The organism is Brevundimonas sp. (assembly GCF_965227765.1).
Taxonomy (GTDB): domain Bacteria; phylum Pseudomonadota; class Alphaproteobacteria; order Caulobacterales; family Caulobacteraceae; genus Brevundimonas.
In genome coordinates this window covers 459814-472713 of the sequence record NZ_OZ245778.1, presented here as the reverse complement: position 1 = coordinate 472713, position 12900 = coordinate 459814, and the positions used below count along the sequence as shown (strand labels likewise).

Below are 12900 nucleotides of genomic sequence, written 5' to 3'. Positions count from 1 at the left end.
GAGGGCTGGGAGCGTTAGCCAAGACGGCGCGTTGTTGTCGGCCTTGGAAGGCGCGGCTATACCGCCGTCATGTCGGACCGCGTGTTCTTCGCCCTGTCAGCCGGGATCGCCGCGGGCCTCGTCGCCCTCGCGCTCGTCTGGCCCTGACCTGCTCTGACCTGAGCCCTTATTAGACGGATACCCGTATGCAGAAGCCCCGCCAGGACCTGGTCCCGAACACCGCAGACTTCGAGACCATCGCCCTGGTCAAGCCGACGGGGTTCCGCGAATACGACGCGCGCTGGATCCTGGACAAGGAAATCAACCTTCTGGGCATCCAGGCCCTGGGCCTGGGCCTGGCCACCTATGTCCACGAGATCGGCGTCCAGCCCCGCATCGTCGTCGGCCACGACTACCGGTCCTATTCGCTGACGGTGAAACAGGCCCTGATCCTGGGTCTGCTGGAAGGCGGGATGGAGGTGCTGGACATCGGCCTGGCCCTGTCGCCCATGGCCTATTTCGGCCAGTTCGAGCTGAACGCCCCTTGCGTCGCCATGGTCACCGCCTCGCACAACGAGAACGGCTGGACCGGGGTCAAGATGGGCTCCAATCCGCCCGTCACCTTCGGCCCCGAGGAGATCGGCCGCCTGAAGGAGATCGTCCTGGGCGGGACCGGCGTGTCGCGTCCCGGCGGTCGGCTGGAGCGGGTCGAGGGCTTCCGCGAGAAATATTTGAAAGAGGTCGTCGGCGACATCAAGCTGAGCCGTCCGCTCAAGGTGGTCGCCGCCTGCGGCAACGGCACGGCGGGCAATTTCGCCCCTGACGCCCTGCGCATGCTGGGCGCCGAGGTGATCGAGATGGACACCGAGCTCGACTACACCTTCCCCAAATACAACCCCAACCCCGAAGACCACGCCATGCTGGTGCAGATGGCGGCCAAGGTTCGCGAGACGGGCGCCGACCTGGCCCTGGGCTTCGACGGCGACGGCGACCGCTGCGGCGTGGTGGACGACACGGGCGAGGAGATCTTCGCCGACAAGATCGGCCTGCTGCTGGCGCGCGACCTGTCGGCCCTGCACAAGGACGCCACCTTCGTCGTCGACGTGAAATCGACCGGCCTGTACAAGACCGATGAGGTGCTGAAGGCCAATGGCGCCAACACCGTCTATTGGAAGACGGGCCACTCCTACATCAAGCGCAAGACCGCCGAACTGGGCGCCCTGGCCGGGTTCGAGAAGTCGGGCCACTTCTTCCTGGCAGACCCCATCGGGCGGGGCTACGACGACGGCCTGGTCGCCGCCGCCGCCGTCCTGCAGATGATGGACCGCAATCCGGGCAAGACCCTCAGCCAGCTGAAGACCGCCCTGCCGGACGCCTGGACCAGCCTGACCATGTCGCCCCACTGCGACGACGAGCTGAAGTACGAGGTGCTGGAGCGCATCGTCGCCGAATACGTCAAGCTGGGCGAGGAAGGCGGCTCCATCCAGGGCCGCAAGATCGTCGAGGTCATCACCGTGAACGGCGCCCGCGTGCATCTGGAAGACGGCTCCTGGGTGCTGGTCCGCGCCTCGTCGAACAAGCCCGAACTGGTCGTGGTGGTCGAATCCATGCGGTCCGAGGACGACATGCGCGCCCTGTTCCACAACGAGGTGAAGCCCCGCCTCGCCGCCTATCCCGAGGTCGGCGCCTATAATCAGGAAATCTGAGCCATGACCCCGTCCCCCCGCGGTCCCGTCGCGATCGTGGGGGGCGGCTATTCCGGCGCCATGCTGGCCGCGCGTCTGGCTGAACGGGGCGTCGCTTCTGCGGTGATCGACCGAACGGGCGGCTTCGGCCTGGGCGTGGCCTATTCCACCGATTTCGACGGCCATCTGCTGAATGTGCGCAGTCGCGCAATGAGCGCCCTGGCCGCCGATCCCGATGATTTCGTCCGCTGGCTGGCCCAGGACCATCCCCGCTGGGCCGATCCAGACGGCTTTGCGCCGCGCCGCCTTTTCGGCCTCTATGTCCAGGACCGGCTGGCCCGGGTCGAGGCCGCCCATCCGGGCCTGATCCGCCGGGTCACGGGCCGGGCGGCCGCGATCGAACCTGACGGCGTTCGGCTGGCCAGCGGCGAGACCATTGTCGCCTCTGCGGTAGTCCTCGCGACCGGCAATCCCGCGCCCAAGACCGCGCCCGCCAGTGCGGGACCAAGCGCCGTCATTCCCGATCCCTGGGCGCCGGAGGCGTTGGCGCGCATCGGCGCGGACGACGACATCGTCATCGTCGGCACCGGCCTGACCATGGTCGACATGCTGCTTGTGCTCGACGCCGGAGGCTGGCGAGGCCGCGCCTTCGCCCTGTCGCGTCGCGGCCTGATGCCTCGCGCCCACAAGGCCGCGCCCGACGCTCCCGCCGCGCCGGTGGAGGCCATGACCACCGGCCGCCTGTCAGAGCGCGTCCATGCCGCCCGCCGCCTGGCCGACCAGCGCGGCTGGCGCAGCATGATGGAGGGGCTGCGCCCTGTGACCGCCGATCTGTGGGCGGGCGCCGACACCGCGACCCGCGGTCGGATCGTGCGGCACCTGCGGCCCTGGTGGGACGTGCATCGGCACCGCATCGCCCCCGATGTGGCCGCCGTCATCTATCGCCTGCTGGCCGACCACCGCCTGACCCTGACGGCGGGCCGGGTGCGGGCCATCAGGGATGAGGGCGAGCGGGTCCGCCTGGATTGGACGCCGCGTCACGGGGCCACCCAACCGCCCCGGACCGCCCGCTGGCTGATCGACTGCACCGGCCCGGGGCATGACCCGGCCGGCGATCCCCTGACCGGGCCGCTGCTGGCTTCGGGCCGTGCGCGGCTCGACCCTTTGCGGCTGGGCCTGGACCTCGACGCCCTTGGCAGGGTGCTGAACGCCTCGGGCGCCGCCGATCCGACCCTGTTCGTGCTTGGCCCCCCGGCCCGCGCGGCCTTCTGGGAAACGATTGCGGTGCCGGATATCAAGAAGCGGATCGAGGATGTCGTCGGCGCCCTGACCGACGCCTAGCGATACATGCCTTCGCGCAGGTTGACGCCATGCTCGACCCAGGCCTTGAGCGCGCACAGCATCTGCGACCAGCCCATGCAGTTGCCGTAGGAGGCCTTCAGCCCCGTCTCGGTCTGTTTCCAGCCCTCTTCGGCGATGGTGACCAGTGTCCGCTTGTCGTCGTCCAGAGAGGCGAAGGTCATGGTGACGGTGGTCCAGTAGCCCGCGTCGACGACCGGCGCATCGCCATCGGGCACGCCCTGTTGGCCTCCCAGCTCAGCACGATCCTCTCGTTGGCCACGACCTCGACCACCTGGACCGGAAAGGCGCCGGGAAAGTCGGCGAACTCCCAATGCACCGTCTTGCCGGCCTCCAGACGCCCGACCGCGCCGCCGGTGGTGAAATAGCGGGACAATTTCGCGGGATCGGCCACGGCCTCGAAGGTTTCGGCGACCGGCCTGGCGATGCGGGCGCTGACCTGGAATTTGAAGTTCATCGGATCCTCCTTCTTGTTGGCGTCAGGAATATGTTATAGTTCTATAACATGTCAACCGAATCGGAAATGGACGCCGTGTTCAAGGCTCTGGCGTCGCCTCTGCGTCGCCGGTTGCTGGATGATCTGAAGGATGCGCCGCGCACGACGGGCGACCTGTGCGCCCGGCACGCCGACCTGGACCGCTGCACCGTCATGCAGCATCTGAAAGTGCTGGAGGCGTCCGGCCTGATCGTCGTCCGCCGCGAGGGCCGCGAACGCTGGAACCATCTCGACGCCCTGCCCATCAAGCGTGTCCACGACCGCTGGATCGAACCCTATGCGCGCCAGTCGGTGGCCATGCTGGAGGATCTGAAGACGCGACTGGAGACCTGACGAGTTGGCGCGCCGCAATCAATACGGCTACGCTGGAGAGCAGATGGAGACAGTGATGACCAACCCTGTGCTGCGTGGCTTCAAGAGCCTCGCTCGGTTCTCGGGCCGCGACACCATCGGCCAGTTCTGGCCCTATGCGGGCGTGGTCTTCGTCGGCGTGCTCGCCCTTGGCGGAGCGGCCATGGCGTGGGCGATGCAGGGCATGATCGCTGCGATGCAGACGTTCGCCGCCGAGCACCCGGAAGCCGCCACAACACAGTCATCGCCCGGCAGCTATTCGATCTCGATCGACGCCTCACACCCGGATGCGCCGACCCTCGACTTTTCAGCTTTTTTTGGCGTGCTCGCCATTGTGGTCGTGGTGGCTGTCGTCCTGCTGGCGGCGGCGGTGTGCCGGCGACTGCATGATTGCAATCGGCCTGGCTTCCTCGGATTGGCGCCGGTCGTCTTCCTCGTCGGAGGCCTGAGCCTGTTCCCGATGATGATGGCGGACATGGCGGGCGAGACCGAGCCGAACATGGGCCTGTTCTTCGGTCTGTTCCTGAACAACATCGCCTATCTTGGCGCCTTGCTGGCGCTGATCATCCAATGCACCCGCAAGGGCACATCTGGAGCCAATCGCTATGGCGCCGATCCGCTGGAGACCTAGCCCGCCGCCTTCACCGCGCCGACGACGTCCGAAACCACGGCCTTGACCAGGGTCTCGTCGTCGCCCTCAGCCATGACGCGGATCAGTTTTTCGGTTCCTGACGGGCGGACCAGCAGACGGCCCGAGCCGTTCAGCCGGGCCTCGCCATCGGCGATGGCGGCGATGACCTGGGCGTCATCCAGCGGCTTGCCGCCGGAATAGCGCACGTTCTGCAGCAGTTGCGGCACGGGCTCGAACTGGCGCGCCAGCTCGCTCATCGGCCGGCCGCTCTCGACCAGAACGGCCAGGACCTGCAGCGCCGCCATCAGGCCGTCGCCGGTGGTGGCGTAGTCGTGCAGGATCAGGTGGCCCGACTGCTCGCCGCCCAGGTTGAACCCGCCCGAACGCATCCGCTCCATGACGTAACGGTCGCCGACCTTGGTCCGCTCCAGCGTCAGGCCCTCGGCCAACATGGCGCGTTCCAGTCCCAGGTTGGACATGACGGTGGCGACCACGCCGCCGCCCTTCAGAATGCCGCGCTGGGCCCAGTCCTTGCCAATCATGGCCATGATCTGATCGCCGTCGACCACCTGGCCCTTTTCGTCGCAGACGATCAGCCGGTCGGCGTCCCCGTCCAGGGCGATGCCGATGTCGGCGCGATATTCCTTTACCGCCGCCGCCAGGGTTCCGGGATGGGTCGAGCCGCATTCGGCGTTGATATTGGTCCCGTTCGGCGACACTCCAACGGGGCAGACCTCCGCGCCCAGCTCATACAGGGTGGTCGGGGCGACCTTGTAGCCGGCGCCATTGGCGCAATCGATGGCGATGCGCAGACCTTGCAGGCTCAGCGCCTTGGGGAAGGCGGCCTTGGCGATCTCGATATAGCGGGCGGGCGCCTCGTCGATCCGCTTGACCCGGCCCAGGGCGTCCGCCGCAGCCAGACCCTGGTCCAGCGGCGCGTCCATCATGGCCTCGATCTTCAGCTCCATCTCGTCCGACAGCTTGTAGCCGTCGGGGCCGAACAGCTTGATGCCATTGTCGTGGAAACTGTTGTGCGAGGCCGAGATCATGACCCCCAGGTCGGCCCGCATCGACCGGGTCATCATGGCCACGCCCGGGGTCGGGATCGGCCCCAAGGTGCGCACATCCATGCCGACCGAGGCGAAACCCGCCACCAGCGCCGGCTCGATCATATAGCCCGACAGCCGCGTATCCTTGCCGATCACCACCAGATGCCGGCGGTCGTCGCCCGACATGAACAGCTTGCCCGCCGCCAGTCCGACACGCAGGGCGACCTCGGCGGTCATCGGGCTGGTGTTGGCGCGGCCCCGGATGCCGTCGGTGCCGAAATATTTCCTGTCGCCCAAGGCGGGTCTCCTTATCGTGGCGGCTAACCTAGAGCCGGAAATCTTGCGAAACCCCTTTTTAGGTGTCGGCGGCCTACAGTGGTCCTAGAGCAGACCACCCATCCCGTCATCCCCGGCCTGATGTCGTGGACCGAAGCGAGAAGACCAATCCATGTGCGGCATCATCGGCATCGTCGGAACGAAACCTGTCGCGGAACGGCTGGTCGAAAGCCTCAAACGGCTCGAGTACCGTGGCTATGACTCGGCTGGCGTCGCCGCACAGGTCAACGGCGTACTGGAGCGTCGTCGCGCCCCGGGCAAGCTGAAGGAGCTGGAAAAGGTGCTGGCCAGCGATCCGCTGTCGGCGACCACCGGCATCGGCCACACCCGCTGGGCCACTCACGGCGCCCCGACCGAGCGCAACGCCCACCCGCACATCGCCGGTCGCGTCGCCGTCGTCCACAACGGCATCATCGAGAATTTCGCCGAACTGAAGGCCGAGCTGATCGCCGCCGGCCGGACCTTCTCGTCGGACACGGACACCGAGGTCGTCGCCCATCTGCTGGATTCCAACCTGGAGACCGGGCTGGCGCCGCTGGACGCCTTCAAGGCTACGCTGGACCGGCTGTCGGGCGCATTCGCCCTTTGCGTGCTGATCTCGGGCGAGGACGAGGTCATCCTGGCGGCGCGCAACGGCCCGCCCCTGGCCGTGGGTCACGGCGACGGCGAGACCTTCATCGGCTCGGACGGCCTGGCGCTGGGCCCCTTCACCAACCGCGTCACCTATCTGGAAGACGGCGACTATGTCCTGGCCACCCACGCGGGCGCCCGGATTTTCGAGGCCTCGGGCAAGGAGGTCGCGCGTCCGATCAAGACCGTGCCCGCCTCGGCCGTGCTGATGGAAAAGGGCAACTATCGGCACTTCATGGAAAAGGAGATCCATGATCAGCCCGAGGGCTGCCAGCACACCATCGCCGCCTATGTCGACGCCCTGACCGACCGCACGACCGTAGACGGCGTGGATTTCGCGTCCCTGGAGCGGATCCAGATCGTGGCCTGCGGCACCTCGTGGATCGCCGGGATGATCGGCCGCTACCTGATCGAACAACTGGCCGACCTGCCGGTGGACGTCGAGATCGCGTCCGAGTTCCGCTATCGCCAGCCCGCCCTGCGCCCCAACGCCCTGGCCATCGCCATGTCCCAGTCGGGCGAGACCGCCGACACCCTGGCCGCCTTCCGCCACTGCGCCCAGGCCGGCATGAAGACCGCCGCCATCGTCAACGCCACTGAGAGCACCATCGCCCGCGAGGCGGACGTGGTCTGGCCCATCTATTGCGGCCCCGAAATCGGCGTCGCCTCGACCAAGGCCTTCACCGCCCAGGTCAGCGTGATGATCGCCATCGCCATCGCCGCCGCCAAGGCTAGGGGCCGAATCGACACAGCCGAGGAACAACGTCTGGTCCGGGTGCTGCTGGAAGCGCCCCGCCTGATCGCCGAAGCCATCGGGCTGGAAGACGCCATCAAAGCCGTCGCCGTCGATATCGCCAAGGCCCGTGATGTCCTCTACCTGGGCCGTGGTCCGATGTCGGCTCTGGCTCTGGAAGGCGCCCTGAAGCTGAAGGAGATCAGTTACATCCACGCCGAGGGCTATGCCGCCGGCGAGCTGAAGCACGGCCCCATCGCCCTGGTCGACGAGGCGACGCCGATCATCATCCTGGCCCCCTATGATTCCTGGTTCGAGAAGTCAGCCTCGAACATGAGCGAGGTCATGGCGCGCGGTGGACAGGTGGTCTTCATCACCGACCCACAGGGCGCCCAGCACGCCCCCGCCGGAGCCAAGGTCATCGTCACCGCCCCGGCCAGCGACCCGCTGATCTCGGCCCTGGTGATGTCGGCCCCGATTCAGTTGCTGGCCTATCACGTGGCCGTGCTGAAGGGCGCGGACGTCGATCAGCCGCGCAATCTGGCGAAATCCGTTACGGTGGAGTGACGGAACGGCTCGAGACGACTAGCGTTTGCGCGCTGTTACAGGACCCTCAATGACCCTTACGCCTCTCCGCCTTCGCAAGGCCGTGCTTCCCGTCGCCGGTCTCGGCACCCGCGTCCTGCCGGGCACCAAGACCACGCCCAAGGAGCTGCTGAACGTCGTCGACCGGCCGATCCTCAGCTATATCGTCGAGGAGGCGCGCGAGGCCGGCATCGAGCATATCGTCTTCGTCACCGGCCGTTCCAAAGGCGCCATCGAGGACTACTTCGACCATCAGGTCGAGCTGGAAGCCCAGCTGGAAGCCAAGGGCAAGACCGAGCTTCTCGACCAGTTGCTGGCCGAGCTGCCCCAGGCGGGCGAGATGAGCTTCACCCGCCAGATGCAGCCCAAGGGCCTAGGTCACGCCGTCTGGTGCGCCCGCGACATCATCGGCCGCGAGCCCTTCGCCGTCATGCTGCCCGACGTGATCGTCGACGGCAGGCCTGGCGCGCTGAAGCAACTGGTCCAGGCCTATGAAGAGACCGGCGGCAATGTCATCGGCGTCGAGGCGGTGCCGGACAGCGAGACCCACAAATACGGCATCGTCGACCCCATCAGCCGTAACGGTCGCCGGGTTTCCATGAAGGGGATGGTCGAAAAGCCGGCCCAGGGCACATCGCCGTCCAACCTGTCGATCTCGGGCCGATACATACTGCAGCCGGAAATCTTCGACCTTCTGGCCACGCAGGAACGCGGCGCGGGCAATGAGATCCAGTTGACCGACGCCATGGCTCGCCTGATGGGCGAACAGGCCTTCACCGCCATCGAATATGAAGGCGTGACCCACGACTGCGGCGACAAGATCGGCCTGCTGCGCGCCAATGTCGCCCTGGCCCTGAAACGCCCCGACCTGGGCGCAGCGGCGCGCGAGGCGATTGCAGCCCTGCTTTAAGCCCCTGCCACAATCCGACCCTTGCATCCCGGCTTGCGAGGCCGTTTAAGCGCGCCCATACGCCCGCCACGCTTCTCGAAAGTCCCGCGCCATGTCCAAAGCTTCCGACAAACCCGTCAAAAAGGTCGTCCTGGCCTATTCGGGCGGCCTCGACACCTCGATCATCCTGAAGTGGCTGCAGACCGAATATAACGCCGAGGTCGTGACCTTCACCGCCGACCTGGGCCAGGGCGAGGAACTGGCGCCGGCGCGCGAGAAGGCCCTGAAGATGGGCATCAAGCCCGAGAACATCTTCATCGACGACCTGCGCGAGGAGTTCGTGCGCGACTTCGTCTTCCCGATGTTCCGCGCCAACGCCCTGTACGAAGGCCAGTATCTGCTGGGCACCTCCATCGCCCGGCCGCTGATCGCCAAGCGCCAGATCGAGATCGCTCGCATGGTCGGCGCCGACGCGGTCTGTCACGGCGCGACCGGCAAGGGCAACGACCAGGTCCGCTTCGAGCTGGGTTACTATGCGCTGGCGCCCGACATCCGCGTCATCGCCCCCTGGCGCGAGTGGGAATACCGCAGCCGCGAGGCCCTGCTGGAGTTCGCCGAGCAGAACCAGATTCCCATCGCCAAGGACAAGCGCGGCGAGGCTCCGTTCAGCGTCGACGCCAACCTTCTGCACTCGTCCAGTGAGGGCAAGGTTCTGGAAGACCCGAACGTCGAGGCGCCCGAGTTCGTCCACCAGCGGACCATCAGCCCCGAAGACGCGCCGGATACCCCGCACATCTTCACCATGACCTTCGAAAAGGGCGATGCCGTCGCCATCGACGGCGTGGCCATGTCGCCCGCCACCATCCTGACCAAGCTGAACGAACTGGGTCACGACAATGGCGTCGGCCGTCTGGACCTGGTCGAGAACCGCTATGTCGGCATGAAGTCGCGCGGCGTCTATGAGACCCCCGGCGGCACCATCCTGCTGGCCGCCCACCGCGGCATCGAGTCGATCACCCTGGATCGCGGCGCCATGCACCTGAAGGACGAGCTGGCCGTCAAATACGCCCAGATGATCTACAACGGCTTCTGGTTCGCGCCCGAGCGCGAGATGCTGCAGGCCGCCATCGACTATTCGCAGCAGAAGGTGTCGGGCACGGTGCGGGTCAAGCTTTACAAGGGCAACACCACCATCATCGGCCGCGAGAGCCCCAACAGCCTGTACGATCAGGACCTGGTGACCTTCGAGGAGGGCGTCCAGGCCTATGACCACAACGACGCCGCCGGCTTCATCAAGCTGAACGCTCTGCGTCTGCGCGTGCTGGCCAAGCGCGACGGTCGCATCAGCGGTTGATCGTGGCGCAGGTGGGCGGCCCAGCGCCGCCTTACCGCGATTTCACTTGAGGGTCGGCCGCGTTGCGCCGACCCTGAGGCGTCATCTGAAAGGCGCCGTTCCATGATCCGTATTCTGAGCCTTGCAGCCGCCCTGGCGGTTCTGCCGCTGTCCGCCGCCCTGGCCCAGGACGCGGATGAGCCGTCTTCCGCCTCGCAAGCCGCCGTCGAAGCGGCCGCAGAGGCTTTCGAGGCCCGCATGGAAGCCTTTGGCGAGCGCGCCGAGGCGATCGATGAAGACGAAGGTCTGAGCAAGACCGACCGCGCCCAACGCATCGCCGCCCTTTGGGCCGAGTACCAGCCCGAGGTGGCGGTGTTCACCGCCGCGATCAGCCAGCACGCCGCGGTCATCGCCCAGCAGGCCTTGGCCAATATCGACATGGAGGCCCTGGTCGCCGAAAGCCTGAACAGCCCCGAGGTCCAGCAGGGTATCGCCCAAGGCGCCGCGGCGGGTGCGGGCATCGCCACCAATAGCGCCTGGTCCCAGACCGACCCCGAATCCCTCGTCACCTATGAGCTGATGGCCCAGTACGCGCTGGATCAGACCCTGGACGACGAGGATGAGTCCAAAACGCCGAACGCCGGCGACTGACCGCGGGCCAATGACCGCTGGATCTCAGGTCGCTTGACCTCAGCGCCCGCGCGTCCGAAAGCCGCGTCATGTTGTCATCCCTGCCCGTCGATCCGCATCTCTATGTCGCCTTTCTGGGGGTGATGGCGGTGCTGGCGGTGACGCCTGGCCCGGCCAACCTGTTCGCCGTCGCCACGGGCATGGAACGCGGGCGGGGCCAGGCTCTGCTGGGAGTTGTGGGCATGAACCTGGCCACCCTGGTGTGGTTCGTCGCCGCCGCCCTGGGTCTGGGCGCCCTGGTTCTGGCCTTCCCGCAGGTGTTCCGCATCGTCGCCTGGGTCGGTGCGGCCTATGTCGCCTGGCTCGGGATCAAGAGCCTGATCGCCGCCTTCCGGCCCCGCGGCACGGCGCCGGACATCGCCGCCGCGCCCGTTGTCCATCGTCGCCGCAGCGCCCTGATCGACGGCTTCATGGTCCAGTTCGCCAATCCCAAGGTGGTGCTGTTCTTCTCCGCCGTCCTGCCGCCCTTTCTTGACGCCGCGCGGCCGATGGCGCCCCAGATGGCCCTGTTCGCGCTCGCCGGGATCGGCATGGACGCCCTGTCGATGAGCGCCTACGGTCTAGGTGGCGCAGCCATGGCGCGTGCGATGTCGAGGCCCGGCTTCCAGCGGGGATTCAGCCTTGTCGTTGGCGGGTTGCTGCTGCTGGCCTCTGTCTTGATTGTGTCGCGTTTATAACGGGTTGCTTGGTGCGGGAACGGAGCCGTTCATGCGCCGTTCAGATCGTGGAGCGCCTTCTGGGCTCTCCCAGGAGTTCATCAGATGAAATCACCTTTCAAAACCGCCTCGATCAGGTTCGGCCTGGTCGCTGCCGCCGCCCTGACGCTGGCGGCCTGTGCGACGGCGACCCCTTACCAGCCCGCAGGCGCAGGCGGCGTCCGCGGCGGTTACGCCGAACAGAGGCTGGAGAACAATCGTTTCCGCGTCACCTTCGCCGGCAACTCGGTCACCTCGCGAGAGCAGGTCGAGATGGGCCTGCTGCTGCGCGCCGCCGAACTGACGACCGAGAACGGCTTTGACTGGTTCTCGACCGTCAATCGCGCCACGGATCGCGACACCCGGATCGTGTCCTCGCCCGAGCCCTTCTATGACCGCTTCTACAGCCCCTACTGGGGTCCGTCGTGGCGCTATTCCCGCGGTGGATACTGGAGCCGCTGGAATGACCCCTTCTGGGGCCGCCAAGGCTTCGACACCCGTCAGATCGACCGTTTCGAGGCGACGTCCGAAGTCATCATGGGGCGGGGCCAAAAGCCGGCCAATGATCCCAACGCCTTCGACGCCCGCGAAGTGATCCAGAACCTGGGCTCGCGCGTCACCCGCCCGATGTAATCGGCGGCTGCGGAAGAAAGACGAAGGGGGCGATCGGCGCAGGCCGGTCGCCCCCTTTTTCGATGTCGGCCTATCCCACCCGGGGCGATTTCAGCCGGCGCTTGTTGGCGTGCGACGCCGGCGCCGTGCCCAGATCCTCGGGGATCTCGCCCTTGAAGTAGAAGCGCTGCCAGGCCTCCTTGGCCGCGTCAGGATCGCCTGAGGACAGCCGCTTGTTGAAGTCGGTGCGCTGGCGGTTCCAGGCCTCGAACTGGCCATGCATCACCGGGTTGGATTCCAGGGTGCGGATGATGGGCTGGAAGCTCTCGACCTTCTTGTGCTCGATCAGGTTGATGAAACAGAAGGGCTCGCCCTTGTCGAAGCGGATCTTGCCCGGGCGGGTGAAGATCCAGTTCATCGTGAAGGGGAAGGGCAGCCAGTCGGTCTCGATCAGGCCGACGAGGGCCTGGATGCCGTCCTTTACATGGTTGGGCGAACCCGAGCAGGTCATGCCCCAGCCGGGCGGGGTGCGGAACAGATATTGCGGATGCATGGTCAGGACCCCGCGCGAGAAGTGCGAGGTGACGAAATGCTTCATGTCATGCTGGGGCCGGTCGGGCGTGATGACGATGTCGTCCTGGCTCGGCCCGCCGTTCCACGTCGCCGAAAAGCCGAACGGGCACAACAGCTCCCACCCCGTGGTGTTGGCCATGGTCAGCGGCAGGCAGCGATAGGGATGCCGGCTGGCGAAGGCGTCCATCCAGTTGCGCGACTGGCGGCCGGGGATCATGTCCGGCGGCGTCGCCGTCATCGGATAGCATTCCAGTTCCAAGGCAGGGCTCCAGTC

Annotated in this window: 14 protein-coding genes; 10 read left to right on the top strand and 4 right to left on the bottom strand. The window is 66.7% G+C overall.

What is annotated here, in order from left to right; translation table 11 throughout:
• The first annotated feature begins 185 nt into the window (after positions 1-185).
• On the top strand, positions 186-1685 hold the full coding sequence (locus tag ACO05L_RS02295; RefSeq protein WP_421730566.1) for a phosphomannomutase/phosphoglucomutase: 1500 nt from the start codon (positions 186-188) through the stop codon (positions 1683-1685).
• Between the two features lie 3 nt (positions 1686-1688).
• On the top strand, positions 1689-3005 hold the full coding sequence (locus ACO05L_RS02290) for an FAD/NAD(P)-binding protein (protein WP_421730565.1): 1317 nt from the start codon (positions 1689-1691) through the stop codon (positions 3003-3005).
• On the opposite strand, the gene ACO05L_RS02285 is transcribed toward ACO05L_RS02290, so the two are convergent.
• Together ACO05L_RS02285 and ACO05L_RS02280 are read right to left on the bottom strand one after the other, a co-directional pair.
• Complete coding sequence (locus tag ACO05L_RS02285) at positions 3002-3187, bottom strand: hypothetical protein (RefSeq protein ID WP_421730564.1); 186 nt, start codon at positions 3185-3187, stop codon at positions 3002-3004. The two genes, ACO05L_RS02290 and ACO05L_RS02285, sit on opposite strands and share 4 nt — an antisense overlap.
• Entirely contained in the window at positions 3184-3480 is a 297-nt protein-coding gene (locus ACO05L_RS02280; RefSeq protein WP_421730563.1) for an SRPBCC domain-containing protein, read from the bottom strand. The genes ACO05L_RS02285 and ACO05L_RS02280 overlap by 4 nt, the downstream gene beginning before the upstream one ends.
• Positions 3481-3528: 48 nt before the next feature.
• Between ACO05L_RS02280 and ACO05L_RS02275 the strand changes: the two genes are divergently transcribed.
• Complete coding sequence (locus ACO05L_RS02275) at positions 3529-3852, top strand: ArsR/SmtB family transcription factor (protein ID WP_421730562.1); 324 nt, start codon at positions 3529-3531, stop codon at positions 3850-3852.
• Between the two features lie 4 nt (positions 3853-3856).
• Positions 3857-4501, top strand: coding sequence for a DUF805 domain-containing protein (locus tag ACO05L_RS02270; protein ID WP_421730561.1), 645 nt, complete (start codon positions 3857-3859; stop codon positions 4499-4501).
• Here the strand turns inward: ACO05L_RS02270 and glmM are convergent.
• The gene (gene glmM / locus ACO05L_RS02265; protein WP_421730560.1) at positions 4498-5847 is read right to left on the bottom strand and encodes a phosphoglucosamine mutase; all 1350 of its coding nucleotides are present in this window, start codon (positions 5845-5847) and stop codon (positions 4498-4500) included. The two genes, ACO05L_RS02270 and glmM, sit on opposite strands and share 4 nt — an antisense overlap.
• A 151-nt stretch (positions 5848-5998) precedes the next feature.
• On the opposite strand from glmM, the gene glmS reads away from it, so the two are divergent.
• The 6 genes from glmS to ACO05L_RS02235 all read left to right on the top strand — a co-directional run bounded on the left by glmS (position 5999) and on the right by ACO05L_RS02235 (position 12074).
• Entirely contained in the window at positions 5999-7816 is a 1818-nt protein-coding gene (glmS, locus tag ACO05L_RS02260) for a glutamine--fructose-6-phosphate transaminase (isomerizing) (RefSeq protein WP_421730559.1), read from the top strand.
• A 49-nt stretch (positions 7817-7865) separates the two neighbouring features.
• Positions 7866-8744 carry a UTP--glucose-1-phosphate uridylyltransferase GalU gene (gene galU / locus ACO05L_RS02255; protein WP_421730558.1) on the top strand — a complete coding sequence of 293 codons (879 nt, stop codon included), beginning with the start codon at positions 7866-7868 and terminating at the stop codon, positions 8742-8744.
• A 91-nt stretch (positions 8745-8835) separates the two neighbouring features.
• Positions 8836-10077 (top strand): argininosuccinate synthase, encoded by a 1242-nt coding sequence (locus tag ACO05L_RS02250; protein ID WP_421730557.1) that lies wholly within the window; start codon positions 8836-8838, stop codon positions 10075-10077.
• 102 nt (positions 10078-10179) lie between these two features.
• Positions 10180-10707 carry a hypothetical protein gene (locus ACO05L_RS02245; protein ID WP_421730556.1) on the top strand — a complete coding sequence of 176 codons (528 nt, stop codon included), beginning with the start codon at positions 10180-10182 and terminating at the stop codon, positions 10705-10707.
• A 68-nt stretch (positions 10708-10775) separates the two neighbouring features.
• Positions 10776-11423 (top strand): LysE family translocator, encoded by a 648-nt coding sequence (locus tag ACO05L_RS02240; RefSeq protein WP_421730555.1) that lies wholly within the window; start codon positions 10776-10778, stop codon positions 11421-11423.
• Between the two features lie 84 nt (positions 11424-11507).
• A complete protein-coding gene (locus tag ACO05L_RS02235; RefSeq protein ID WP_421730554.1) occupies positions 11508-12074 on the top strand; it encodes a CC0125/CC1285 family lipoprotein in 567 nt (188 codons plus the stop codon).
• A 70-nt stretch (positions 12075-12144) separates the two neighbouring features.
• Here the strand turns inward: ACO05L_RS02235 and ACO05L_RS02230 are convergent, their stop codons facing one another.
• Positions 12145-12885, bottom strand: a complete 741-nt coding sequence (locus ACO05L_RS02230) for a DUF6065 family protein (protein ID WP_421731721.1) — start codon at positions 12883-12885, stop codon at positions 12145-12147.
• Positions 12886-12900: the final 15 nt, after the last annotated feature.